This is a genomic window from Xenorhabdus taiwanensis, assembly GCF_036512875.1.
In the GTDB taxonomy this organism is placed as follows: domain Bacteria; phylum Pseudomonadota; class Gammaproteobacteria; order Enterobacterales; family Enterobacteriaceae; genus Xenorhabdus; species Xenorhabdus taiwanensis.
Genome location: NZ_AP028978.1, coordinates 3,558,019 through 3,583,859 on the forward strand (window position 1 = coordinate 3,558,019; position 25,841 = coordinate 3,583,859).

The 25,841-nt window shown below is 42.3% G+C and carries 17 protein-coding genes and 6 pseudogenes; 13 read left to right on the forward strand and 10 right to left on the reverse strand.

All coding sequences use genetic code 11. The features are described 5' to 3' along the window. Window positions 1–23: 23 nt before the first annotated feature. The 3 genes from uxuA to ACE1SE_RS16605 are packed head-to-tail and all read right to left on the reverse strand — an operon-like array spanning window position 24 to window position 3,045. The gene (gene uxuA / locus ACE1SE_RS16595; protein WP_374051811.1) at window positions 24–1,208 is read right to left on the reverse strand and encodes a mannonate dehydratase; all 1,185 of its coding nucleotides are present in this window, start codon (window positions 1,206–1,208) and stop codon (window positions 24–26) included. A 14-nt stretch (window positions 1,209–1,222) separates the two neighbouring features. After that, window positions 1,223–2,521, reverse strand: coding sequence for a TRAP transporter large permease (locus tag ACE1SE_RS16600; protein WP_374051812.1), 1,299 nt, complete (start codon window positions 2,519–2,521; stop codon window positions 1,223–1,225). 17 nt (window positions 2,522–2,538) lie between these two features. Next, window positions 2,539–3,045 (reverse strand): TRAP transporter small permease, encoded by a 507-nt coding sequence (locus ACE1SE_RS16605; protein WP_374051813.1) that lies wholly within the window; start codon window positions 3,043–3,045, stop codon window positions 2,539–2,541. Between the two features lie 261 nt (window positions 3,046–3,306). Between ACE1SE_RS16605 and ACE1SE_RS16610 the strand changes: the two genes are divergently transcribed. The 9 genes and pseudogenes from ACE1SE_RS16610 to ACE1SE_RS16650 form a co-directional block, all read left to right on the forward strand. After that, window positions 3,307–4,299, forward strand: coding sequence for a TRAP transporter substrate-binding protein (locus ACE1SE_RS16610; RefSeq protein WP_374051814.1), 993 nt, complete (start codon window positions 3,307–3,309; stop codon window positions 4,297–4,299). Window positions 4,300–4,419: 120 nt separating this feature from the next. Next, window positions 4,420–5,169, forward strand: coding sequence for an FCD domain-containing protein (locus ACE1SE_RS16615; protein ID WP_374051815.1), 750 nt, complete (start codon window positions 4,420–4,422; stop codon window positions 5,167–5,169). Between the two features lie 715 nt (window positions 5,170–5,884). Beyond that, window positions 5,885–7,027, forward strand: a complete 1,143-nt coding sequence (fruB, locus tag ACE1SE_RS16620) for a fused PTS fructose transporter subunit IIA/HPr protein (protein WP_374051816.1) — start codon at window positions 5,885–5,887, stop codon at window positions 7,025–7,027. Continuing rightward, window positions 7,024–8,001 (forward strand): 1-phosphofructokinase, encoded by a 978-nt coding sequence (fruK, locus tag ACE1SE_RS16625; RefSeq protein ID WP_374051817.1) that lies wholly within the window; start codon window positions 7,024–7,026, stop codon window positions 7,999–8,001. Before fruB ends, fruK begins: the two co-directional genes overlap by 4 nt. Further along, the gene (fruA, locus tag ACE1SE_RS16630) at window positions 7,998–9,683 is read left to right on the forward strand and encodes a PTS fructose transporter subunit IIBC (RefSeq protein ID WP_374051818.1); all 1,686 of its coding nucleotides are present in this window, start codon (window positions 7,998–8,000) and stop codon (window positions 9,681–9,683) included. Before fruK ends, fruA begins: the two co-directional genes overlap by 4 nt. Window positions 9,684–9,910: 227 nt before the next feature. Beyond that, entirely contained in the window at window positions 9,911–11,530 is a 1,620-nt protein-coding gene (locus ACE1SE_RS16635) for a type I restriction-modification system subunit M (protein WP_374051819.1), read from the forward strand. Further along, entirely contained in the window at window positions 11,520–12,899 is a 1,380-nt protein-coding gene (locus ACE1SE_RS16640) for a restriction endonuclease subunit S (protein WP_374051820.1), read from the forward strand. The genes ACE1SE_RS16635 and ACE1SE_RS16640 overlap by 11 nt, the downstream gene beginning before the upstream one ends. 125 nt (window positions 12,900–13,024) lie before the next feature. After that, the gene (locus ACE1SE_RS16645; protein WP_374051821.1) at window positions 13,025–16,291 is read left to right on the forward strand and encodes a type I restriction endonuclease subunit R; all 3,267 of its coding nucleotides are present in this window, start codon (window positions 13,025–13,027) and stop codon (window positions 16,289–16,291) included. A gap of 237 nt (window positions 16,292–16,528) precedes the next feature. Further along, a pseudogene (locus ACE1SE_RS16650) lies at window positions 16,529–16,870 on the forward strand (transposase); the annotation flags it as partial. 37 nt (window positions 16,871–16,907) lie between these two features. Here the strand turns inward: ACE1SE_RS16650 and ACE1SE_RS16655 are convergent. Continuing rightward, entirely contained in the window at window positions 16,908–17,768 is an 861-nt protein-coding gene (locus ACE1SE_RS16655) for a hypothetical protein (RefSeq protein WP_374051822.1), read from the reverse strand. A 119-nt stretch (window positions 17,769–17,887) separates the two neighbouring features. On the opposite strand from ACE1SE_RS16655, the pseudogene ACE1SE_RS16660 reads away from it, so the two are divergent. Together ACE1SE_RS16660 and ACE1SE_RS18900 are read left to right on the forward strand one after the other, a co-directional pair. After that, a pseudogene (locus ACE1SE_RS16660) lies at window positions 17,888–18,140 on the forward strand (transposase); the annotation flags it as partial. A gap of 51 nt (window positions 18,141–18,191) precedes the next feature. Then, window positions 18,192–18,355 (forward strand): annotated as a pseudogene (locus ACE1SE_RS18900) (IS982 family transposase); the annotation flags it as partial. 450 nt (window positions 18,356–18,805) lie between these two features. On the opposite strand, the pseudogene ACE1SE_RS16665 reads toward ACE1SE_RS18900, so the two are convergent. From ACE1SE_RS16665 to ACE1SE_RS16680, 4 genes and pseudogenes are all read right to left on the reverse strand, one after another. After that, window positions 18,806–19,005: pseudogene (locus ACE1SE_RS16665) on the reverse strand (IS630 family transposase); the annotation flags it as partial. A gap of 122 nt (window positions 19,006–19,127) precedes the next feature. After that, entirely contained in the window at window positions 19,128–19,325 is a 198-nt protein-coding gene (locus ACE1SE_RS16670) for a helix-turn-helix domain-containing protein (RefSeq protein ID WP_374051823.1), read from the reverse strand. 171 nt (window positions 19,326–19,496) lie between these two features. After that, on the reverse strand, window positions 19,497–21,020 hold the full coding sequence (abgT, locus tag ACE1SE_RS16675) for a p-aminobenzoyl-glutamate transporter (protein WP_374051824.1): 1,524 nt from the start codon (window positions 21,018–21,020) through the stop codon (window positions 19,497–19,499). Between the two features lie 40 nt (window positions 21,021–21,060). Further along, the gene (locus tag ACE1SE_RS16680) at window positions 21,061–22,377 is read right to left on the reverse strand and encodes a M20 family metallo-hydrolase (protein ID WP_374051825.1); all 1,317 of its coding nucleotides are present in this window, start codon (window positions 22,375–22,377) and stop codon (window positions 21,061–21,063) included. 261 nt (window positions 22,378–22,638) lie between these two features. Here ACE1SE_RS16680 and ACE1SE_RS16685 point away from each other — a divergent pair, with 261 nt between their 5' ends. Continuing rightward, on the forward strand, window positions 22,639–23,538 hold the full coding sequence (locus ACE1SE_RS16685) for a LysR family transcriptional regulator (RefSeq protein ID WP_374051826.1): 900 nt from the start codon (window positions 22,639–22,641) through the stop codon (window positions 23,536–23,538). An 83-nt stretch (window positions 23,539–23,621) separates the two neighbouring features. Here the strand turns inward: ACE1SE_RS16685 and ACE1SE_RS16690 are convergent, their stop codons facing one another. Together ACE1SE_RS16690 and ACE1SE_RS16695 are read right to left on the reverse strand one after the other, a co-directional pair. Further along, complete coding sequence (locus ACE1SE_RS16690; RefSeq protein ID WP_374051827.1) at window positions 23,622–23,735, reverse strand: transposase; 114 nt, start codon at window positions 23,733–23,735, stop codon at window positions 23,622–23,624. A gap of 779 nt (window positions 23,736–24,514) precedes the next feature. Next, window positions 24,515–24,583, reverse strand: a pseudogene (locus tag ACE1SE_RS16695) (Arm DNA-binding domain-containing protein); the annotation flags it as partial. Window positions 24,584–24,753: 170 nt separating this feature from the next. Between ACE1SE_RS16695 and ACE1SE_RS16700 the strand changes: the two are divergent. After that, window positions 24,754–25,791: pseudogene (locus ACE1SE_RS16700) on the forward strand (IS110 family RNA-guided transposase). The last annotated feature ends 50 nt before the right edge of the window (window positions 25,792–25,841 follow it).

Below are 25,841 nucleotides of genomic sequence, written 5' to 3' on the forward strand. Positions count from 1 at the left end.
CCTGTAGGGTTCAAGGTCAGAAACTATTTTCGAAAAAATGCACGATGAATGCCCAACTCAAGGCCACGAATTTCAGCCAGCCCTTTCAGGCGACCGATTGCCGAATAGCCGGGATTTGTTCTCTTCTTCAAATCATCAAGTATTTGATGGCCATGATCAGGCCGCATTGGAATCAGGTAATTTTCACCCGCAGCCAACCGACGATGTTCTTCTTCCGCAACCGCTTTGATCACTTCATACATATCCACATCACCAGCAAGATGCGCCGCTTCGTGGAACGTGGAGGGGTTTTCTTCCCGCAGGGTTGAGCGCAAATGGAGGAAATAGATACGGGAACCAAATAATTTGATCATCTGCACCAAATCATTATCCGCGCGCACGCCATAAGATCCGGTGCACATCGTATAACCGTTGGCATGACTGTCTACCGTTTCAGCTATCCAACGCATATCCTCTATGGTAGAAACAATGCGTGGCAGGCCTAAGATCTCACGCGGGGGATCATCAGGATGAACGGCCATCTTGATGCCGAGTTCTTCTGCAACCGGAATGATCTGTTGCAGAAAATAAGCAAAATGCTCACGCAATTTGGCCTTATCGATACCGGTATAACGTTTTAGGTGTTGGCGAAATTGTTCTAAGGTATAGCCTTCCTCTGCCCCCGGAAGACCAGCAATAATCGTGTTTGTTAGTTTTTGTTTTTCTTCTTCTGTCATTGAAACAAAACGTGATTGTGCTTGCGCAATTTCATCATCGGAATACGCTTTTTCTGCACCACAGCGTTGCAAAATGTGGATATCAAAAACAGCAAATTCGATTTGATCAAAACGCAGCGCTTTTGAGCCATCAGGTAATTCATATTCGAGATCAGTACGAGTCCAATCCAGAACAGGCATGAAGTTGTAGCATATTGTTTTAATCCCGCAGGCAGCGAGGTTGCGCAAAGTTTGTTGATAGTTTGCGATCCATCGATCGTACTCTCCAGTATGCGTTTTGATATCTTCATGAAGGGGAACACTCTCTACGACTGTCCACTCCAGTTGATTAGCTTCAATCAGTGCCTTACGTTGTGCTATCTCTTCGATAGGCCAGATTTCGCCATTGGGAATATGGTGCAATGCCGTCACAACTCCTGTTGCTCCAGCCTGACGGATATCCGCTAATGAAACCGGATCTCCAGACCCATACCAACGCCAAGTTTGTTTCATAATTCCCCCTATAACTAATTCAAGACTAATTCCGGTAACCATAAACTCAATTGCGGCAGATATGTCACCAGCGCTAGCGCCGAGATCAGCGCAACATACATCGGCAACAATGGCTTCAGTACCTTATCAATACTCACATCTCCCACCGAACAACCCACAAATAAAGCGCTGCCGACGGGAGGGGTACAAATCCCAATAGCCAAATTAAATGTCATGATGATGCCAAAATGCACAGGGTCGATACCCATGCTCATCGCAACAGGTAAGAAAATCGGCGTGAAGATCAAAATGGCTGGAGTCATATCCATAAAGATCCCCACGATCAACAGAATGATATTAATGACTAACAGAATGGTCAGCGGATTATCAGAAACCGTCATCAACGCATCCGCAATCAGGTATGGCAGATCAGCATTGGCCATCGCCCAGGACATACCCATTGATACGCCAATCAGCAGCAAAACAATAGATGTGGTCACCGCAGAATCAAGAATAATTTTGGGTAGTTGTTTGAAACTTACTTCACGATAAACAATGACTGCGAGAATAAAACTGTAGAGCACGGCAATGGCTGATGCTTCTGTCGCGGTGAAGATCCCCGCAATAATCCCGCCCATAATCACTATAATCAGCATTAATGAGGGGATGGCTTTCCACGCTGTAGCAAAAAATTCGCGCCATGTTGGCCGAGGCGCAACAGGATAACGTTTCCTCTTGGCAATAATGGCAGACACAATCATGAGTGAAACTCCCATAATAATGCCGGGGATATAACCTGCCAAGAACAAGGCGGCAATAGACGTTCCTCCTGAAACCAACGAGTACACAATCAAGGTATTGCTGGGTGGGATCAGCAAACCTGAAGGACAAGAAGCGATGTTCACGGCAGCAGACAACTCAGGGTCGTATCCTTCTTTTCTCTGCATCGGCGCCATTGTCCCCCCGACCGCAGCAGCGGACGCCACTGCCGAGCCGGAAATTGCCCCGAACAGCATGTTCGCCATAATATTGACGTGCATTAATGATCCCGGCAAACGGCCGCCAATCATTTTAGCCAGATTGATCAAACGTGCAGCTATCCCGCCCTGGTTCATCATATTTCCGGCCAGGATAAAGAACGGGATCGCTAATAAAGAGAAATTATCGACTCCCGCCGCCATACGTTGCGCAACAACCGTGATCGCAGATTCCAGCGGCAATGTCATCGTAATAGCGACTAACGAAGATAAGCCGATTGCAAAAGAAACGGGAACACTCAATGCCAGCAATATTGCAAATGTGCCAAAGAGTGCGGCAATGGTAGACCAATCCATATCCTAACCTCCACAATTTAATGATTTTCAGACACAGCGGGTGGTTGACCAGAAAAATGCTGAACAATCGAGACCACATCAACGAGCGCATAGAAAATCATCAATAATCCGCTAACAGGCAAACATAAATAGATGTATCCCATCTTCCAGCCTAATACAGGGGTGATTTGACCGTTTTCCAGCGTCGATGAAACAAGCAAGCTGCCACCATAAAACAGCACAATGGAAGAAAATAAAATAATGGCTGCCTGAATAATCAGGCCGGTAATACTTTTCTTGACTCCTGTTAATTTCATCATCAGCAGATCGATCGCAAGATGACGATGTTGTCCGGTGGTATATGCAGCACCAATCATTGCAACCCACATAAACAGATAACGTGCTAACTCATCGGTCTCGGTGCTCGGTGCATCTAGGACATAGCGTGAAATGACCTGCCACGACACACATAAAACCAGAAAGGCCAGCAGGCAGATGGTAAAAAATGCCAAACTTTTATTGGTTATCGCTACAAGGTTTTTCATTTATCCGACTCCTGTCATTTTGGTTTACCAATTAAAGTCCACACAGGAATCAGAATCTATACTGATCGTACTAAAAACGTTGCAATAACTACCAGAAAAAGAGTGATATAGATCACAAACACAAAAGGTCAACCAATTTAGCCAATTTTTGCGATTCAGATCGACCAATCGGATTTTACCCTTTGCCCAATCACAGAGATCTGATTATGGTTTGTCCACAGAAAATAACAAAAACCTACACTTACCTCTGGAGAACCAAACATGCAGAGCAACAAACGACAAGTTTCAGGTATAGCAAGCATAGCGGCTGGCGTCATGTTTATGCTGGGGACATCTCAGGCTTTCGCTGTGACAACACTGAAACTCAGCCATAACCAGAACCGAGATCATGCTGTCCATAAAGCCATGACCGAGTTTGCTAACGAAGTGAAAGAAAAAACCAATGGAGAGGTTCGTATCCGCATCTATTCTGATTCTCAATTGGGCAACCAACGTGAATCTATCGAATTGATGCAAAACGGCGCTCTGGATATTGCTAAATCCAATGCAGCAGAATTAGAAGCCTTCTCTCCGGCTTATTCCATTTTTAACCTGCCCTATTTATTCCGCGATAAAGCGCACTATCAACAAGTTATTAATAGCGATATTGGTAAAGAAATCCTCGCTTCAAGCCAAGGCATGGGATTTATTGGTCTTACTTACTATGATGCTGGTGCACGCAGTTTTTATGCGAAAAAACCGATCAGAACGCCTGACGACCTAAAAGGTTTGAAAATTCGCGTACAACCCAGCCCAACCGCCATTGCGATGGTGAAAGGGTTAGGAGGAAATCCAACGCCACTCGCTTATGGTGAACTCTATACCGCACTGCAACAGGGGGTAGTGGATGCAGCAGAGAACAACATTACTTCTTTTACGCTAAGCCGCCATAGCGAAGTGACAAAATTCTTTTCCCTGGATGAGCATACGATGATCCCTGATGTACTGTTAATGTCGAACAACTCGTTGAATAAATTAACCACTGAACAGCAAGAAATTGTGAAAAAAGCGGCACTGAACTCCTCAAAATACATGATTCAACTGTGGGAAACATCAGAAAAGGAAGAGCGTGCCAAAGCAGAAAAACACGGTGTTGAGTTTATTGCCGTGGATAAAACCCTCTTTCAAGACGCGGTTAAACCCCTGTATGCCGATATTGCAAAAACCCAACCGGAATTATTCGAAATGGTAAATCGAGTGCGTAAATTAGAATAATTTTCTCTCAAAACCACTTATTGTAACAAGAATAGGTGGTTATATTTCTGGCATTGATGCCTTAGAATAACATCATTTTTAGTCGATCCATTTAAGTATATGACCTTACGGCGGCATTAAATGATGAACTTTGCAGACTCCAGACGTCCCTATCACGAAGTAGCCCAATCATTACGTCAGATGATTATCGATATGGAATATTCTCCCGGTGATCGTCTGCCGACAGAACGTGAAATTGCGGAAAAATTCAGCGTCTCACGCACGCTTGTTCGTGAAGCGTTAATTGTACTGGAATTGGAAAACCTCATCGAAGTACGCAAAAGCTCAGGCATTTATCTCATCCAACTACCATGCGCTTATGCAAGCGATACCACCATTAATGCCGCAGGGCCTTTTGAGTTATTGCAAGCGCGCCAATTATTGGAAAGTAATATCGCTGAGTTTGCCGCGCTCCAGGTGACTCCGGCCGATATTGCCAATATGCGCAATGCATTGGAAAAAGAGAAAAAAGATCTGATTTCAGGAGAAAGTGAATCCGGTGATAAGGAGTTTCATTTAGCTATCGCACAGGCAACGCATAACAGTATGTTAGTTGAATTGCTTAAACAATCCTGGGCATGGCGTGAGAATAACCCTATGTGGATCAAGTTACATAGCCGAATTACCAATACCGACTATCGTAAAGCGTGGTTGAACGATCATCAGGCAATTTTGGCAGCGATGATCAAAAAAGATCCCGCAGCGGCGAAACAAACGATGTGGCAACATTTAGAAAACGTGAAACAAAGTTTGCTTGAATTATCCGATGTCGATGATCCTAATTTTGATGGGTATTTGTTTGAGTCGTATCCGGTGGGAATTGGGAAGTGAGTTTTTGACGCTGAGCTGGCTGAAAATCTCAAGACATTGGAAGATTTGAGCCAGCTTTTCCACTTTATAAAAAACTGACCGTTTTGAAACCACTTTTAAGGCTGAATTCTTTAGCTACCTCAAGGCATTACCTTTTTTGGATATATGTTAAATCAATGCATTAGGCTCTGACTAACGCCAGCCTAAACTCCAATATTGAACATAGTTATGTATATTATATTTTTTCTTTCTACAACAAAAATAGTCAAACAACTTAGCAATACTTGTATTTCATTTTATTATTTCCCTGTTATGGTAACTGTTATATTCCCTGTTTTTTACTTATTTGAATATTTATATTTTTTAGTCTTTTATTTTTATCATTAATAAGTTGCATTAAAATCAAAATAACCAAGATCGTCATCACCATTTTATAAAATAATCTAAAACTTCACTTTACATTCTAACTCGTTGACAATACATTCCCATTAATACAGATGATTGACATTATTTATCCTCATCATAAAACACATAATTAATAGCTATAAAATAAGCGGGCAATAAAAATAATATTAGTTCGCTTTATTACTAAAATTAAATTATTGCGGTAAAAATTCGATTTAAAAAAACAAATTACTTGGCTCATTAAATAATAAAAATAACATGAATTCATTTGATGTTATTTTTTTACTTAAAAGCTGAATCGTTTCAATTAATTATAGGAAGATAATCATCAATGTTTCATCTATTGTTACAAGATATCCATCTGGCAGCACATGCTACCGATAAAGAAAGTGCTATTCGCCAAGTCGCCACAGCTCTCACTGCGGCAGGATATGCCAGTAAAGAGTACGCCGAAGGAATGCTGGAACGTGAAACACACTCTTCAACCTATCTGGGTAATGGTATTGCCATCCCACATGGCACCCATACAACCCGCAACAACGTACTGAGAACCGGCGTACAAGTGATGCAATTTCCGCATGGAATTGATTGGGGCGATAACCAAACCGTCCACCTTGTTATCGGCATTGCGGCAAAATCCGACGAACACCTTAATCTGCTGCATCAGTTGATCCCGATCATTCGTGATGAAAACCGTGCCAGCCGGATGGCAAAAACCACCGATGTCAATGAACTCTATCGTTTATTAATGAACACCACTTCCTATCTGCTGGATAACTCCACGCTCACATTGGATATTGACGCACATGACCTGGCAACCTTGCAGGCAATAAACATCTCTCGGTTACAACAAGCCAACGCAGTGAATGCAAAATTTATTGCCGATGTCTTTACCAAGCCACCAATACACCTTGGCCAAAGTATCTGGCTCAGTGACAGTTCGCAGGGCAATTTGCATAATGCAATTGCTATCTCCCGCCCCAAAACTCCTTTTACTGTTGATAAACAACCCGTTGGATTGTTATTAACCATCGCTTGCGCAGATGATCAACTGCACAGTTTTCTAGATAAACTCAGCACTCTGCTGCAACAAGGTAAAGGTGAATGCCTGTTACGTGCCAAAAATAGCACAGCCATCGTAGACCTACTGACAATGGATGTAGCACAAGAAACGATACTGCCTCAAAAAAACGCACTGACTGCGGATTTTATCCTACCCAATAAACATGGCCTGCATACCCGCCCCAGCGCACTTCTGGTTAATACTATTAAACAATTCCATAGCCAAATCACCATCACCTATCTTGATGGAAATAACATTCCCGTCGATGGGAGTAAGCTGATGCAAGTTGCAGGTTTAGGCGTTAAACAAGGTGAACGAATTCGCTTTACTGCAACCGGCTCCGATGCCAAAGACGCCTTGCTCGCTATTGAATCCCTTATTAACAAAAACATGGGTGAGGAAATAGCATGAACAAAAAAGTCGCGACCATCACTCTGAACCCTGCTTATGATCTGGTTGGACGGGTTGAAAACATCAAAACCGGCGAAGTTAATCTCATCCAGACCACGGGATTATATCCGGCAGGCAAAGGCATCAACGTTGGCAAGATCCTCAAAACACTCGGTATCGACGTCACCGCAGGTGGTTTTCTGGGCAAAGAGAACCAGAACACCTTTCAAAAAAACTTGGCAGAAATAGGCATCATCAATCGATTCCAGGTTGTAGAGGGGCGAACACGCACCAACGTCAAACTGACTGAACAGAATGGTTTGGTTACTGATTTCAACTTTTCAGGATTCAGCGTCAGCAAAGCAGAGTGGCAACGTTTCGCCAAAGATTCCATCCAGTGGCTGAGTCAATTCAATATGGTGTGCGTCAGTGGCAGCCTGCCAACGGGTGTAGAACTGGATGACTTCACTGAATGGATGCAACGCCTACGCAAAACTTGTATGTGCGTGGTATTTGATAGCAGTCGAGAAGCCCTGACTGCCGGACTCAAGGCTCTACCGTGGATGGTCAAACCCAACCGCCGCGAACTGGAGATCTGGGCGGGGCGGCCTTTACCGACATTCGAAGATATCATCACTGCCGCCCACCAACTGCGTGCCACGGAGATCTCGCACGTTGTCGTTTCATTGGGTGAAGAAGGCGCGGTTCTGGTCAACTCAACGGGAGTATGGCTCGCTAAACCACCGCACTGCGAAATCGTCAGCACCGTTGGCGCAGGTGATGCAATGGTCGGCGGACTGATTTACGGCCTGATGATGGGGCAAGACAATGAGCATACATTACGCCTTGCTACTGCCATCTCCGCTATGACTGTCAGCCAAAGCAACATTGGTAATATCGACCGCCAACAACTCGCCCGACTCATGGCAAAAGTCGAACTGACTGCGTTAACCCCTTATCCATCGAAAAACAACAATAAGAAGAGAACATCATGAAAACACTCATTATCAGTAACGATAAACAGGGGCAGGTGCGCGCTTACCTCGCCAAACATATATTGGAAAATACAGCCGTCAGGCATGAACTTTCTCTTGTTACCGATGTGGACAATGCCGAACTGGTGATCCTTATCGGTGAATCTGCACCAACCTCACTTAACCTGCACGGCAAAAAAACCTTCACAGGCTCTGCCGAACAAGCGATCCGTGAACCAGAAGCATTTCTCCATCATGCCAAAACACAAGCCAATATTTACCAACAGCCAAATATCGTCAGCATGGATCAACAAAATCCCGTCAATATCATCGCTATCACAGCCTGTCCGACAGGTGTTGCCCATACATTTATGGCAGCCAAAGCGCTGGAGACCGAAGCCCAAAACCGTGGCTGGCAGATCAAAGTAGAAACCCGTGGCTCCGTGGGAACCAACAACGCCATTACCGACGTAGAAATTGCAGTAGCGGATTTGGTGATTGTAGCGGCAGATATTGGTGTCGATCTCTCGCCATTCTCTGGCAAACGCCTCTATCGTACCTCCACCGGTGCCGCCTTGAAAAGAACCGCTCAGGAACTGGATAACGCATTGACCGAAGCCGAGATTTACCCAGCCACAGGCAGCATTTCCGCCGCCAACGCGTTCAATCCATCCACCAATAAAAAACAGGAAAGTACCAGCATCTATCAACACTTGATGACCGGCGTATCCTACATTCTGCCGATGGTTGTCGCAGGTGGATTGTGCATCGCACTGTCATTTGTATTCGGCATCGAAGCCTTCAAAGAACCCGGCACATTGGCATCAGCACTCATGCAAATCGGTGGTGGCTCTGCACTTGCTTTAATGGTGCCCGTACTTGCAGGTTATATCGCCTATTCCATCACAGGACGCACCGGATTAGCGCCCGGACTTATTGGTGGTATGCTCGCCGTCAGCACTGGCGCAGGATTTCTTGGTGGTATTATCGCAGGCTTCCTTGCGGGCTACGTTGCCAACCTCCTGACAACCAAACTGCATCTACCGCAAAGCATGGAGGCGTTAAAACCGATTTTAATCATCCCATTGGTTGCGACGTTAGTCACCGGATTAACCATGATTTATGTCGTGGGTAAACCCGTAGCCACAATTATGGAATGGCTGACCCACTGGCTGAAATCAATGGGAACCACCAACGCGGTGATCCTTGGCATGATTCTTGGCGGCATGATGTGTACGGATATGGGCGGCCCGGTTAACAAAGCGGCCTATGCGTTTGGTGTCGGGTTGTTAAGTGCACAGACCTACGGACCAATGGCGGCAATTATGGCCGCGGGGATGGTTCCACCATTAGCAATGTGGCTGGCAACCATGATTGCACGGAATAAGTTTGAGCAAAGTGAGCGCGAAGGTGGAAAAGCGGCACTGGTATTAGGGCTGTGTTTTATTACCGAAGGGGCGATTCCATTTGCGGCGAAAGATCCGGTTAGGGTACTGCCAAGTTGTATTCTAGGTGGTGCAGTGACAGGGGCGCTTTCGATGTACTTTGGTGTGCAACTCATGGCACCACATGGTGGGTTGTTTGTATTATTAATTCCGGGAGCGATTACACCTGTATTAACTTATTTAGGCGCTATTTTGGTTGGTGCAATGCTAGCAGGTGGCGTTTATGGGGTGGTAAAGAGAAAGAAGGTTGGTGTATAACCATCGCTTAAAAAAAGAAATCTGTAATACCGTCGTCTCAGAGCTTCTGAAAAACTTATCACAAGTTTCATTCAATTGGGCGTTTTGAAGTGATCACATTGGATGGATATGATACTGATTATTTTGATCTGTAATACCCCTAAAAGCCCCCAAGAAGTACTGAAGACGACGTTTAACATATTTTGTTAGTATACTTGCCGTCACAGTAATACGAATTTGAGATCAACATGGCTAAAGCAGCAACTAAGAAAACCAAAGCAAAAAAAGGATTTGAAGAAACGTTATGGGATACCGCTAACCAACTCAGAGGCAGTGTCGAATCCTCCGAATACAAGCATGTCGTACTGAGTCTCGTTTTTTTAAAGTTTATCAGTGATAAGTTTGAGCAACGCCGTAAAAAAATGGAAGACGAAGGCCAACAAGCCTTTATCGATATGGAAATCTTCTACCAGCAAGATAATATCTTTTATCTGCCCGAAGAGGCGCGCTGGACATTTATCCAAGAACGTACCAAACAAGATGATATTGCAGTACTTATTGATACAGCGCTCTCTACAATAGAAAAACGTAATCCTGCTTTAAAGGGCGCATTACCAGATAATTACTTCAGCCGCCAAAATCTGGAACCTAAAAAACTAGCATCGTTGATCGACTCCATCAATAACATCGAAACCACTGCTCGTGAAACCGGTGTTAAAGAGCTTTCCAAAGAAGATTTGATCGGCAGAGTCTATGAATATTTCCTTGGAAAATTTGCCGCGACCGAAGGTAAAGGCGGTGGCGAATTCTATACTCCAAAATGCGTGGTAACTTTGCTGACCGAAATGCTGGAGCCTTTTCAGGGTAAGATCTATGACCCTTGCTGTGGTTCCGGTGGCATGTTTGTCCAATCCGTGAAATTTGTAGAGAGCCATCAGGGTAAAAGCCGCGATATTGCCATTTATGGGCAAGAACTTACTGCAACGACCTATAAACTGGCAAAAATGAACCTTGCCATTCGTGGATTATCTGGCAACTTAGGTGAGAAACCCGCAGATACTTTCTTTAACGATCAACATCCTGATCTCAAAGCTGACTATATTCTCTCTAATCCACCCTTTAATCTGAAAGGATGGCGTAACGAAAAAGAATTAACTGATGATCGACGCTTTGCTGGCTATCGTACTCCCCCGACAGGAAGTGCCAACTACGGTTGGATCTTACATATACTCTCCAAACTGAGCTCAACTGGTACTGCGGGTTTTGTGTTGGCAAATGGTTCCATGAGTTCCAATACCAGTGGTGAAGGGGAAATTCGTGCGCAAATGATCGAAAATGATCTGGTAGAATGCATGATCGCCCTCCCCAGCCAGCTTTTCTATACCACCCAGATCCCAGCTTGTCTGTGGTTTATCACCAAAAATAAAGATGTGGATGTTGCCAAAGGCTATCGTAATCGCCAGGGTGAAACGTTGTTTATTGATGCCCGTAATATTGGTTCAATGGTTAACCGTACCAGTAAGGAACTGACAGCAGACGATATCGCAACCATTGCCGATACTTACCACGCTTGGCGCAGTACGCCGAAAGAGTTGGCGGAGCGTATTAAACGTGGCGATGGAAAACTGGAAAAATACGAAGATATTGCTGGTTTCTGCAAAGTAGCAACCATTGAAGAGATTAAAGCTAACGATTATGTGCTGACTCCGGGCCGCTATGTTGGTGCAGCAGAACAGGAAGATGATGGTATTGCTTTTGAGACTAAAATGCGTGATCTGTCAAAAACATTGTTCCAACAAATGAAACAAGCCGAAGAACTGGACAAAGTAATTCGCCAGAATCTGGAGGCATTAGGCTATGAGGATTAAGTATACTGAAATGCGTCTTGAAGAGTGTATGGATACTATTGTTGATTACCGAGGCAAAACCCCAAAAAAGTCAAATAGTGGTATTCCATTAATTACGGCTAAAATCGTTAAAAATGGCCAACTACAAGATGTAACTGAGTTCATAGCCAAAGGGGATTATAATAGCTGGATGACACGAGGATTACCTCTTCCAGGGGATATTGTATTAACAACAGAGGCTCCTTTAGGTGAAGTTGCTCAACTGGATGAGCGTAAGGTAGCATTAGCTCAACGCATAATTACTTTAAGAGGTAAAAAAGGCCTCTTGAGTAATGACTATTTGTTATATTTACTGCAATCTTCTTTCGTCCAAAATCAGCTGAATGGTAGAGCTTCAGGAAGTACAGTCACAGGCATAAAACAATCAGAATTACGGGAAATTATTCTTAAGTTTCCATCAATACAAATCCAAAAATATGTATCTGCACAATTAAAATCTATTGAGCAAAAAATTTTTATTAACAAAGAAATCAACAAAACCCTAGAACAAATATCACAAACACTATTTAAATCCTGGTTTGTCGATTTCGATCCAGTGATTGATAATGCGCTAGAGGCAGGAAATCCAATCCCTGATAGCCTTCATAAACGGGCGAATCTGCGCCAGAAAGTGCGTAACAGCCCAGACTTTAAACCATTATCGGAAGAGATTCGTACTCTATTTCCGGCAGAGTTTGAAGAAACAGAATTAGGCTGGGTGCCGAAGGGATGGAATATATATACACTATTTGAAGCTAGTTCATTCTTAAAAAGAGGAATCTCACCTAAATATATTGAAGATGGTGGTGTTCAGGTCATTAATCAAAAATGTATCCGAAACCATGAAATAAACTTCTCATTATGCCGAAGAAACAATACTGAATTAAAAAAAGTTTCAGGCTATGAACTAGAATTAGGTGATATTTTAATTAACTCTACAGGAGTTGGAACCTTGGGAAGAATGGCACAAGTTCGGTTTTTACCAGAAAATTCTGTTGTCGATTCCCATGTAACCGTTGTAAGAGCTAACGAGACACTTTGTCCAAAATATACTTTTGGGCAATTACTAATGCTTCAAGAAAACGTAATAGAACAATTAGGGGAAGGTAGTACAGGACAAACTGAATTAAATAGAAAGGTATTGTCCGATCAAAAAATTTTGCTTCCAAATCCACCTCTCTCTAAATATGTGGAGAAATATATCTTAAATATTTCGGAGAAAATAGCTTTTAACAGTATACAAATACAGTCATTAACCCAACTCCGAGACACTCTACTCCCCAAACTAATCTCCGGCGAGTTATCCCTTGATGACCTACCGGAAACCGTCACAGAAACAAAATGTGCATAATTTTCAACCCCTTTCACAAGGGGTTTTTTATTTTGTTTTTAGAATATTGAGTAATAAGTCAAAGTAAAAATAAGAAAAACTATTGTATGATTAGCCGTTTCAATAATTAGGAGCGGAAATAAACAATGGGCCTGAAATTTAGCGAAGCCAAGTTAGATAGTGCCATTATCGAACTGTTAGGAGAACAAGGTTATCCCCATACACGCGGTGAAAACCTCAGCAGAACCGATAAGGAACAAGTGATAATTGTCGATGAACTCCGCAATTACCTCACAACCCGCTATCAATCTGATGGACTAACAAACAGTGAAATTGAACGTATTATTCGCCAGCTCACGACCCTTTCCGCTAATGATCTTTACGACAGCAATAAAACATTTTGCTCCTGGCTGTCTAATGGCTTTCTGTTTAAACGAGATGATCGGGCAGAGAAAGATCTCTATATCGAACTTATCGACACCCGTCACCTACCCGCTGCACTAAACCAATTGTTTAATGCCGATGAAGTATTGCAGCAACAAGCCGCGGAACCTTCGGCTTTCTATTATCCTACTAGCTCGAGTAATAGATTTAAGATAGTGAGCCAGCTCGAAATTATCGGCAAAGATGAGCAGCCCCGTATTCCCGATGCTATTCTCTATATCAATGGCCTGCCATTAGTGGTATTCGAATTTAAAAGTGCTATTCGCGAGCAAAAAGCCAGCTTAGGCGATGCCTGGACACAACTCTGTGTCCGCTACCGTCGTGATATTCCACAACTGTTTGTTTACAACACAATGTGTATTATCAGCGATGGCGCTAATACCCGGATGGGTAACCTGTTTTCTTCCTACGAATATTTTTATTCCTGGCGCAAAATTACCGGGGATGAAAATTGTGAACAAAACGGTATTAATTCTCTATACACCATGATTAAAGGATTATTTCATCCAATACGTTTACTGGATGTTATCAAAAACTTTATCTGTTTTCCTGATAATACGAACAGTGAAATTAAAATCTGCTGCCGTTACCCGCAATATTATGCTGCACGTAAGCTCTATTACAGCATTAAACGTGCACGTAAACCACAAGGTAATGGAAAAGGCGGAACTTACTTTGGTGCTACTGGATGTGGTAAAAGTTACACTATGCAGTTTTTAACCCGCCTGTTGATGAAGAGTATAGATTTTGCCAGCCCCACAATTGTATTGATTACTGACCGTACCGATCTGGACGAACAGTTATCCCGTCAATTTTGTAACGCAACAAAATATATCGGAGATGACACAATTATATCGGTTAAAAATCGCGAAGAGTTACGTGAAAAACTCGCGGGTTGTAACAGCGGTGGTGTCTTCCTAACAACAATCCATAAATTCACTGAAGGAACAGAATTACTTTCAGAACGTAACAATATTATCTGTATCTCTGACGAAGCACATCGAAGCCAAACTAATCTCGACCAGAAAGTACTTATCGATAACAGTACAGGGCGTATTCGCAAAGTCTATGGTTTTGCCAAATATCTTCGCGATTCACTACCATCAGCAACCTATGCTGGCTTTACCGGAACACCTATTGATGCCACATTGGATGTGTTCGGGGCAATCGTTGATAGTTACACCATGACTGAATCAGTGAAAGATGGCATCACTGTTCCTATCGTTTACGAGGGACGTGCTGCAAAAATCATTCTTGATAACAGTAAACTTGAAGAGATCGAAAAATACTACGAAGAATGTGCCGCCGCTGGCACCAACGAATATCAAATAGATGAAAGTAAAAAAGCATCCGCCAATATGAATGCTATTTTGGGCGATCCAGATCGTCTGCGAGCATTAGCCGATGATTTTACAAAGCATTACGAAAAACGCGTGGCAGAAGGTTCGACGATAAAAGGCAAAGCCATGTTTGTCTGTGCCAGCCGTGAGATTGCCTGGGAATTTTATAAACAACTTAAAACAATACGCCTCGCTTGGTTTGAAGTAAAACAAACTCCAGATAATATCGAACTGACTGAGGATGAAAAAGAAAAATTGCCGCCATCTGAAATGGTGAAGATGGTGATGACACGTGATAAAGATGACGAAAAAACGCTCTATGATTTACTTGGCAACAAGGAACACCGTAAGGAACTGGATAAACAGTTCAAAAATCCAAAATCAAACTTCAAAATTGCCATTGTTGTGGATATGTGGGTAACAGGATTTGATGTGCCCGAATTAGATACTATCTATATCGACAAGCCCCTACAAAAACACAATCTTATTCAGACTATCTCACGGGTAAACCGTAACCTTCAAGGAAAAAGCAAAGGCTTAGTCGTCGATTATATTGGTATCAAACGACAAATGAATCAGGCACTGGCGATGTTTTCCAAAATCGACTCGGTTAACTTTGAAGATATCTGTCTCTCCATTACCGCAGTGAAAGATCACCTTGATTTACTAGAGAATATTTTCCACCATTTCGATAGCCGAGATTATTTTAGTGGTGAGGCTCGAGCACAACTCGCATGCCTGAACTATGCCGCTGAGTTTGTATTACAAAACAAAAAGCGGGAACACCGTTTCATGGCACTAGTCAGACGACTAAAAGCAGCTTATGACATCTGCTGTGGCAGCGAATTATTAACTCAAGACGAGCGCGATCATATCCACTTTTTCTTAGCTATCCGTTCTATCGTTTTTAAACTCACTAAAGGCGATGCACCGGATGTCACCCAAATGAACGCCAAAGTACGAGAGATGATTGCTGATGCGTTAAAATCTAACGGCGTTGAGGAACTGTATACACTGGGTGAAGGCCAAGCAGAGTCTATCGATATTTTTGACGATGACTATATAGCCCGGGTTAACAAGATCAAACTACCCAATACCAAAATCCAGTTACTACAAAAGCTATTGGAAAAAGCCATTAGCGATTTTAAAAAGATCAACCAACTACAAGGCGTCAATTTTTCCCGCCGTTTTCAGGCACTGGTTGAACGCTATAACGAACGCAGGGAAGATGACATCTTAAGTGGGAAAGAATTCGATACATTCAGTCAAGAAATGACCGATATCATCTACAATATTAAAACTGAAATGGGCACCTATGCCAAAATGGGGATTGATATTGAAGAGAAAGCTTTTTATGACATTCTGGTTCATATGCGTGAAAAATATCAGTTCACCTATGACGATGGCAAAATACTCGTTCTGGCTAAAGAAATGAAGCTAATTGTTGATAACACCGCTCAATACCCAGACTGGAGTAAGCGTGACGACATTAAAGCAAAACTCAAGGTTGATCTGATTCTACTACTGCATAAACATGGTTTCCCTCCCGTAGCTAATGATGAAGTGTATTACGGCGTTCTGGCACAAGCAGAAAATTTTAAAATGAATAGGATGAATCAGGCTATATAGAGTGTATTAGCTCAAACTCGATCTGACAGATACCGGTTATTTATACAGGTATCTGTCAGGTTAAATCGGATTTAAATTATTTTCTTCCCAGAAACGTTTTCCATCCAGTAACGTATCCAGTTTGCTTTATTCCAACTCGATCAACTGTCTCTTTTTAGGTTGCTCCCGCATTGCTACAGTAAGTGTTTGTGGTAATGTGATCTTCTTGACATCCTCCTCCTCCTAAAGGACGAGGATTTCTTCGGGGCAATCCGGGAAACTTACCCGCTTTCGCAAAAAATCCATACTATTCTGGATGGCGCGGGTTATCACCGGGCAGAGTTGGTGAAAGATATCGCGTATGTTCTTAATATTGAATTGCATTACCTGCCGCCTTACAGCCCAAACCTCAATCCGATAGAGCGATTGTGGAAGTATATGAATGAGCAGGTGCGTAACAATGTCTATTTTCCGGATGCGAAGACGTTCCGTGAAACCCTTCGTCACTTTTTTCAGGTCACTTTGCCAGAAAAAGCGAAAGAACTTACGACTCGACTGACTGACAACTTTCAGATTTTAATTCCTGCATCTTCAAGTTAGATTGGTATACATAGACATCTTACTACACCGGCTGATGTTATAAATCCTGATCAAACTTATACCTTCTCAGCACGATATAACTAAGATCACCACACCACAGTATTGGTTTACCTGTTGTAGCATATATGCAAGTACCAATAATTAGTGCATGACATCCATCTAATTCATCAAGACTGTTTTTAACCTTAAATTGCTCTTTGAACTCACTTGAAATTTCGCTATTGATACAGACACTTAATCCAGATTTGATATTACCTGCATTTAACCAAATTTTGCCATCTCTTGTTTGTCCAACATCACTAATAAAGCCCCAAAAAATTCTACGAGCACCATCCATCCATGGCGCAACATTAATAAACTCGACAAACAGTTCAGCCCCACGCTCCGGTAAATCGTTAAAAAATCGGTCTTTAAACCCCACCTTTTTATCGGCATAGCATAACCCTTTTGACTGCACCAATTTGTAAAGTAGGTTTTTTAAAGTAAAATGTGCTGGATATTTTAAACTTCCACCATCAATAGTTTTTTTACCCGTGAACTTATGTCCCTGAGGTGTAGTTTCAGAGGTATCCACTACTGTTTTGACATCAATATCATAGCCCTGCGTTAATCCTAAATCTAATACTATGCCGCTGTCAGCGTCTGATGCAGGTAATCCTTTATTTTCATCCCCCTCTCCCACAGCTTCGTATGAGGTCCCCAGTGAGCAGTTTTCCTTGTGATGGGCGCAAAAATGCGGTGCGTCATTTCCGTAACTTGATCGTCTGAACCATGCATTACCCTTACATTCGGTACAAAGCAAACTCCGCCTCTTTAGTTGGATCTCAGCGAGCTGCAATGCGTAAAATGCATCCGCGCTCCATTCTTTTTCATCAATAGTACAGAAAGCTTTATCCACTGCGATCCCCTCGCTCGAGCTACCTATCAATCCTACCATTACTTATTGAAGTGGCACACTAATTTTGGTCACCGTTATAGAGGTGATATTCTCACTTCAATAATTCAACAGGTGACATAATGAAAAGACGTTCCAACCCCGAGTTCAAACTGGAATCCGCCCAGTTAGTCCTTGATCAGAATTACAGTGTGATGGAGGCCGCCAGGCGATGAATGTCAGTAAATCAGCCTTGGGAAGCTGGGTGAGTCAGTTGAGGCAGGAATGGCAAGGGAAATCTCCTAAAGCCCAGCCCATCACGCCGGAGCAAATTGGAATACGTAGCTGAAAAAGAAACTGCAACGTATTGAAATGGAAAACGAAATATTAAAAAAAGCCTCCGCACTCTTGATATCGTGCTGGTGTGACTTGTAGCGGTCAAGAACTTCCGGACAATTTGCTATCGAGAAGTGCTGGCGCGGGATCTGTGGCACTTGAGTAATCGAATAGCCAGAAAACTGCTTTCTCATACGTTGGGCATTTTTGCTAATTTTAAACAAGGTAAAAGTCAACGCGACTGGCTTCAACAAGCCAACGTTATAGGGTGTTAAAGTCGAGCATCGCGTTAAATTGATTAACCTCATATGTTAGGTGAATTTTTGTACCCAATAAAAAATATTTTCAGCCGTAAATAGTGGATTATGAAATCTATAGAAAAAGCAGTGAACAAGCAGTGTCCTCGGGAAAAGAACTCAGAAACTGCTACTCCGGTAGTTCCTTGAAATTATTCGACATGACATTACGAATAGGAAAGAACCATGAATAATTTTAGCTACATCAAGGTATTATTTATTGGAGATATATTTTAAATCAATATATTAGGTTCTGACTAACGCTAAATGATGTAGGTGGAGCCTGTATTATATTTTATGTAAATGCCATTTCTGGAATGACGGAAGTCTGTCCAGAAAGAAGTTTGCTAACAGTAGAGGGTACAATTTCCATTGCTTTAGCAAACTTTTCTTCTAAAGTGAACTTTGTGAGAGCAATATGTTTAATCATTCATTGATTTTATGAGTAATGAGTTCAAGGCTCCAGCGTGAGCGAAGATAACCAAAATCTTGGGGAGAATTGACAGAAGAGCGTGCAGCAGAGAGGATTTTAGCAACGTCAGTGACCGTACATCCATCATGCAGCATCAATAACGCGAGCAATCGGCGGGCATAGTTCTTATTACGCGTTTTATGGATAAGTTTTTCATGTTCTGGCGTTCATCTTGGGATATGGGTGCTTGATAGGTATAACTCGGTCCGTTGGGTGATTTGTGATTTCTCGCAATTGATCAGATCGCAAAAATCGGACTGATTTCCCTCAAGTGATCTATTATTTTGAAATCTTATCTAGTACTGAGAGCAGCTTGAACAACGTTTCCAGCTTGCTTTTTTCAGGACTGTTCCCAAATCCAGAAACCGTACTTTGCTTTATTCCAACTCGATCAGCCGTCTCTTTTTGGGTTAGACGTATTTTTTTAGGTTGCTCCCGCATTGCTACAGTAAGTGTTTGTGGTGATGTGATCTTCATAAATATCCCCTGAAGAGGATAAATACAATATATCCTCTACAAGTTATACAGCGGGTTATTACAACCAAATGAGTTCCCCGCCAATATAATTATGGATTGATATCTAATGATGCAGAAAGGCTATTTGAGAAATAACGCTATTATCAGCCAGACGCTTTAAATAATCATTACTTACAACATCGGATAAATCCCCGGTCCAATCGGCAACCCAGCAAAATACCATCCTACTAACAACACTATCCAAACAGTATAAAACACCAGTGGATAAGGCAGTATTAAGGTGTAATAAGTGCCTAGTTGGGCATTTTTATAATAACGCTGGAGAAATCCCAGAAAGAGCGGCACAAAAGGTGATAACGGAGCCAAGGGCAAGACAGCGGAATCAGAAATACGGAAGACTATCTGGGCAAAAGCAGGATGAAAGCCCAGCAAGACAAACATCGGCACAAAAATCGGTGCCAGAATCGACCAGATGGCCGAGCCACTCGCGATAAACATACACAGGAAAGAGGATAAGAACATTAACCCGATGAAAGCCGGAACGCCTGTCATGCCTAAAGTTTCCAGCATGTCGGTTAACCCTATCGCCATAAATTTGCCCATATTGCTCCAGTTAAAGAAAGCAACAAATTGCGCCAGAGGGAAGACCATGATGATAAAACCCGCCATGCTTTTCATGGGATCAACCAGCAACTCAGGAATATCATTAGGGGTTTTTATCTGTTTTATGGAAACACCATAGGTAATCGAAACCACAAAGAAAAACAGGATAATGACAGGCACAATCCCTTTTATAAATGGCGATGGAATAATTGTTCCGGTCTGTGGATCACGCAATAAGGCATTTTCAGGGACGACTAATAACGCAATAATCCCAATGAAAACTAATGCTGACAGGCCACTCATCAACAATCCACGGTTCTGTTGCGAGGTGAGTTTTTCCAGCTTCTCATTGTGATCACCTTTCCAGGCGAGAAGACGTGGCTCTACAAATTTATCCGTTAAAATTGCCCCTGCAATTGTCAGGACAATCACCGACGTTGCCATAAAATACCAGTTATCAATAACACTAACTTGTAAATCGGGATCAAGTATTTTGGCTGCTTCTGTGCTGATACCCGATAACAGAACATCGGTTGTAACAATCAATAGGTTCGCAGTAAATCCCGAAGCAACTCCCGCAATTGCAGCCAGTAATCCTGCAACGGGATGTCGGCCTACTGCAATAAAAATCAGTGCCCCTAGCGGTGGCATGATAACGAGCGCTGCATCCGACGAAATATGGCTAAAAAAGGCGATAAATAGCACCATATAACTGGCATAACGTTGATTAATGCCAGAAGCCATTTTGTACATCAGTGCTTGCAATAACCCAACTTTTTCCGCAAGCCCCGCACCAATAACCAAGGCTAATATGGCACCAAGTGGAGCAAAGCTACTGAAATTTTTAACGATATTCGGTAATATCCACTGTAATCCTTCAGCACCCAATAAATTTTTAACTCTGATAAGTTCTCCATTGGTGGGATTTTTTACACTCAAATCAAACCAGGAAAAAATAGCTGTCGCTATCATTAATACAGCGGTTAAATAAACGAATAAAACAAAAGGATTTGGAATTTTATTTCCGATTCTTTCAATCCAACCAAGAATACGCCCCGGACTCTTATTTACAGGAATAGTTACTTCGCTCATCGTTATTTCCTTTGTGCTTGCTGTCGTTATTATTTTGTCATCAGGTAGCATCGAAATAAGGGAGATGCCGGGCGATAGTCGCCAAGGTTTTTACTGCGGTTGTCATCACATTTTCATCAAAGTCAAACCGCTCATTATGGTGACCCGCGCTCAGTTCTGCGCCGAAAATCAGGTAGGTAGCTTGACCGCCATTTGCTTTGACACGTTCCATAAAATAGGTCGCGTCCTCCGAACCCGCAGGTTGCTGACGGCTTTTGACAACAGATGAAAGCTCTGAAATATATTGCTGGGCTTGCTGGTAAATAAAATCGACCCATGCAGGGCTAGGTGGGCTACTTTGCGCAGCACCCATTAACGCTATTTCATATTCAACACCCTGCATTTTTGCCGCCCCATCAATAATATTCAGGGCTTGATGGTAGACAAACTCATTGATTTCATTGGTTTTGCCACGTGTTTCTACTTTCATTAAGGCATAGTCAGGGATAACGTTACGGCCAATGCCTGCCCGCAATACTCCGACGTTGATGCGTGAACTACCCTCGCTATGGTGAGCAATAGCATGCAATCCTAAAGTTGCGTGAGCGGCAGCTAATAAAGCATTTTTTCCCTCTTCAGGTTTGGCGCCAGAATGGGCAGCAACGCCACGATAAGTAACATCGATTTTGGTAGTGGCAAAAAAATTATCACTCCCGCAGACCAGTTCTCCTTGAGGTACACCAAGGCCAATATGGATAGCGATAAATAAATCAACATCATCAACTACCCCCGCTTCCACCATTGATTTTGCCCCTCGAGTTCCCTCTTCCGCAGGCTGAAAAATCAGTTTTATTTTTCCTGTCAATTGGCTTTCATATTTTTTCAAGATATGAGCAAGCCCCAGGCCAATTGCTGTATGACCATCGTGCCCACAGGCATGCATCATATTTGCGTTGCAAGAGGAAAAACCTTCCGCGTAAGGGAGATGTTGATGAATTTGCGCCTCATTCTGGTCAAGGGCATCCATATCAACCCGAACAGCCAGCGTTGGCCCAGGTTTGCCTGTATCGAGTGTCGCAACAATCCCCGTAAATCCACCTGAAAAATGAGGCAACCATGCAGTCAAAGCACCTTGCTTAATCGCGCGCTGTTCCTGTGCTTGTAATGCCTGCTCCGACGGTACACCCATTCGGGAGTCTGCTTTGATAACCTCTTTTCCCATTTTTAGGCTATAACCTAAACGATGCAGTTCATCTGCCACGATAGTTGCGGTTCTGAATTCGAACCAACCTGACTCAGCAAACTGATGAAAATCACGGCGCCAGCTTTGTAATTTTCCGGCAATTTGCTGAATAGATTCGCTTAATAAAATATCCATAATCATTATCTCTTTTAGTTGTCTAAAAAATGGAGAGTGTTTTGCTTTATTTCATCAATATTGATTCACGTTAATAAATAAAGTTAATCCGATTCCAATTAAATTACTTCCATTTAATCATTAGAATAATTAATAAATATTTTCACTCTCTAATGTGGAACCTATTTTTATTACTCCACTCTAATGTAGACAGTAAATTCCATTTAAATAAGATACAATTAACTTTTCCTATATAATTAAAAGTTATCGCAAGAGAAAAAAATGACGACACCAATAAAACTCAATCAACTGCGTGCTTTTGTTGAAATTAACCGTCACGGCAGTATCAGAGCTGCAAGTCGTTTTCTGTCACTCTCCCAGCCTGCTTTAACTAAAGCAATACGCGAGTTGGAGGATGCGCTCGGTACAAAATTATTTATCCGTAGTAATCAAGGTATTCATTTAACCGAATGTGGTAAAGGTTTTCTACAACGTGCCAGCTTAATACTTGAAGAACTTCGGATTGCTCAGGAGGATATTCAACAACGTATTGGATTAATTGGTGGTATTGTTAATATTGGTGTTGCCGGCAGTATTACGCGTACCATTATGCCAAAGGTCATTACACAGTTTCATCGTGATTACCCGACAGTAAAATTAAGAGTAGTAGAGGGACAATTATTGACAATGTTACCTCAACTCAGACAAGGTGAATTGAATTTTACCGTAAATACTTATTATCCCGGCAATCTGGATGCAGAATTTAATTTCGAAAAACTGATGGAAAAAGAGTACAAAGTCATTGTACGAAAAGGACATCCCAAAGCGAATGCCACTTCTTTGGAGGAATTAGTGGATTGTGACTGGACTATGCCAACACCAAAAGGCACTTATTATCACCGATTATTTGAGAATTTTTCATCGCTGAATAAACCCCCTATCTTTAGTGTGACGTGTGAAACATTGATGTCTTGTATGAGCTTAGTTGCTGAAAGTGATTTTTTAACGATTGTGGCGGTAGATGTCGTCAATGAAGCTTTATTTGATCAGCAATTTGTCGCTTTAAACCTTAAAGAACAATTGCCGTTTGCAACTTTTGGACTGATTCAACGCAGGGATACAAAATTAACTCCCGCTGGAGAACATTTAGCGAGGCTTTTTCGGATGTATTGCCGTGATTGATTTTTAATAACTCAAGAAAAATTAATTGCAAATTGATCACCATAACCTTCCAATAGTGTATTTAGCTCATACTCCATTGTATCTTAAATCCAGGTGATAAAACTTTGCCAGTGATATTTGGCTTGTTTCGAGACGATTTCAATCAGGTTCAGCTCTGGGCTGTAGTCGGGAAGGTAGCCATCGACAAGTTGTGTCATACATATTTAATGTATGAGAGTCGAGTTGGTCCAAAATTCTTGATTGTCTGATTATATCCCTATTCTTCATTTGTTTTTTATCCTTGCAAGAATATAAATAATAAATATTGAGACAGGAAATAAAAATAATGTAAAATGCATATCATGATTTTTAATAAATTTAAAAAAATCAGGGAAATTCAAGACGTAAATAAACGTAGATATATTATTTATTAGGGCAATTAAGAAGACAGAAAAAATCATTCTCAAACTGTACTTTAATTTATTTCGGAAGAAGAATATTGTGGCACATAAAAAAAACAGAAAATTGTTAGCCAGCATTGCATAATCTGTGATCTGAATAAAAAAAGACAATTCAGATGGGGTGTATTCCTTGTTTGTCCACAGAGCTATTACTTCTTTTATAGTTAAATCAATAGAAATAAATTCTATATTACTAAAAATAAACAAAATTGTTATTATCAGTATATTGAGTAATGACTTAATCCACATTCAACCCTCCCTATTATTTTTATCAGTTCTAAAATCAACCTAGCTAAAAAATTCTTTATCTTACCAATAGTAATTGCATGTTTTTGATACACCGCAGGACAGGATATACCAGAATTATTTATATATTCTAGTATAGGTGACAATAAAGCATGAAAATCATGATTAATATCGTATATTAAACAAATAGATATGGTTACCTGTGTTACATTTTGTTTAAGATGACAGATTCAAACCACACTGACGCGCTACGCTTGTCTTCTCCGAGTTACCGGGCTAATACATTAAGCGCCATCCGCCAATTTATAGGATTTCTCTTTAGGTTTCGCAGTCCCTATTTGTCGGGCATTTAGTTTCATTTTTGGGACATATTTAAAATCGAAGTGTAGATGCCCCAGATTATTCCCCTTGGTGCATGTTGATTGCAACAGACTGGAGTTGTAGTGATGTGATGGACGGCCCCTTTTTCAGCGGCAAAGAGTGCCACCTTTCTTTCCGATGCACTGAATTTTTCGGGAGAGAACCTATCATGAATACGATCAAAGTCGTTGGCATTGACCTCGCCAAAAACGTTTTTCAAGTCTGTGTCTGGATGGCGGACGGTTCTGTCGCCTCGAACCGAAAAATCTCACGGCAAAAATTGCTTGATACCGTGCGCTCTTTTCCGCCCGGCACTGTCATTGCGATGGAAGCTTGTGCAACATCTCACTACTGGGAGAGAACGCTGCAAGCGATGGGATATACCGTCAGGTTAGTCCCGACTCAACACGTCAAAGCCTTCAGCCATCATCAAAAAAACGATGCCAATGATGCGCTGGCTATTGGTGAAACTGCCTGTCGTCCAGGTCTTCATTTTGTTCCCGTCAAGACCGTGGAACAGCAAGATATCAAGGCACTGCGTAGTGCCCGGCAACTCATGGTGGAACAGCGTACCGCACTTGCTAACCAAATGCGGGCTTTTCTCGCTGAATCGGGACGGATTGTGCCTGCCGGCATTCAAAAACTTCAACAGCCTCTCCCTGATATTCTGGAAGATGACAGCACTAACCTGTCTTGTGTACTGCGTCGTTTATTGCATACCTTATGGGAAGAGATGCAGCATTTGAACACCGGCATTCATGACATGGATAACGAAATAGCGGCACTTTCCCGTCAGCAACCGGGTTATGAGCATCTGCTCACTATTCCCGGCGTTGGTCCCCTTATTGCGGCCGCCTTCGTGAGTGACGTCAGTGCGTCCCAATTTGCCAATGGCCGGCAACTTTCAGCCTGGTGTGGCCTGGTTCCCCGGTAACACAGTTCAGGAGGAAAAAACCGTCTGTCTTCCTTGAGCAAAAATGGTAATCGTCATCTGCGAACGTTAATCATTCACGGTGCCCGTGCCGTGATGCGTTGTGTTCAAAGACGGGATGATTATCTGGGAGAGTGGCTGAGAAAACTGATTGACCGGTGCGGGTTCATGAAAGCCACGGTGGCTTTAGCCAACAAACTGCCCCGGATTATTTGGCGTGTTCTGCGGGATAATGTGGATTTTAATATGCAAAAAGCTTTTCTGTCCGTTAATTGAGTCACCTAAAACGGGCATTTTATCGAGTTTGCAAACACTGATGAGAAAAC

Coding starts and splice junctions, on each gene's coding strand:
- ACE1SE_RS16635 (WP_374051819.1), top strand. CDS start 9,911: ATGGCTAAAGCAGCAACTAAGAAAACCAAAGCAAAAAAAGGATTTGAA.
- ACE1SE_RS16640 (WP_374051820.1), top strand. CDS start 11,520: ATGAGGATTAAGTATACTGAAATGCGTCTTGAAGAGTGTATGGATACT.
- fruK (WP_374051817.1), top strand. CDS start 7,024: ATGAACAAAAAAGTCGCGACCATCACTCTGAACCCTGCTTATGATCTG.
- ACE1SE_RS16670 (WP_374051823.1), bottom strand. CDS start 19,325: ATGAAGATCACATCACCACAAACACTTACTGTAGCAATGCGGGAGCAA.
- uxuA (WP_374051811.1), bottom strand. CDS start 1,208: ATGAAACAAACTTGGCGTTGGTATGGGTCTGGAGATCCGGTTTCATTA.
- ACE1SE_RS16615 (WP_374051815.1), top strand. CDS start 4,420: ATGATGAACTTTGCAGACTCCAGACGTCCCTATCACGAAGTAGCCCAA.
- abgT (WP_374051824.1), bottom strand. CDS start 21,020: ATGAGCGAAGTAACTATTCCTGTAAATAAGAGTCCGGGGCGTATTCTT.
- ACE1SE_RS16605 (WP_374051813.1), bottom strand. CDS start 3,045: ATGAAAAACCTTGTAGCGATAACCAATAAAAGTTTGGCATTTTTTACC.
- ACE1SE_RS16685 (WP_374051826.1), top strand. CDS start 22,639: ATGACGACACCAATAAAACTCAATCAACTGCGTGCTTTTGTTGAAATT.
- fruB (WP_374051816.1), top strand. CDS start 5,885: ATGTTTCATCTATTGTTACAAGATATCCATCTGGCAGCACATGCTACC.
- fruA (WP_374051818.1), top strand. CDS start 7,998: ATGAAAACACTCATTATCAGTAACGATAAACAGGGGCAGGTGCGCGCT.
- ACE1SE_RS16690 (WP_374051827.1), bottom strand. CDS start 23,735: ATGACACAACTTGTCGATGGCTACCTTCCCGACTACAGCCCAGAGCTG.
- ACE1SE_RS16645 (WP_374051821.1), top strand. CDS start 13,025: ATGGGCCTGAAATTTAGCGAAGCCAAGTTAGATAGTGCCATTATCGAA.
- ACE1SE_RS16610 (WP_374051814.1), top strand. CDS start 3,307: ATGCAGAGCAACAAACGACAAGTTTCAGGTATAGCAAGCATAGCGGCT.
- ACE1SE_RS16600 (WP_374051812.1), bottom strand. CDS start 2,521: ATGGATTGGTCTACCATTGCCGCACTCTTTGGCACATTTGCAATATTG.
- ACE1SE_RS16680 (WP_374051825.1), bottom strand. CDS start 22,377: ATGGATATTTTATTAAGCGAATCTATTCAGCAAATTGCCGGAAAATTA.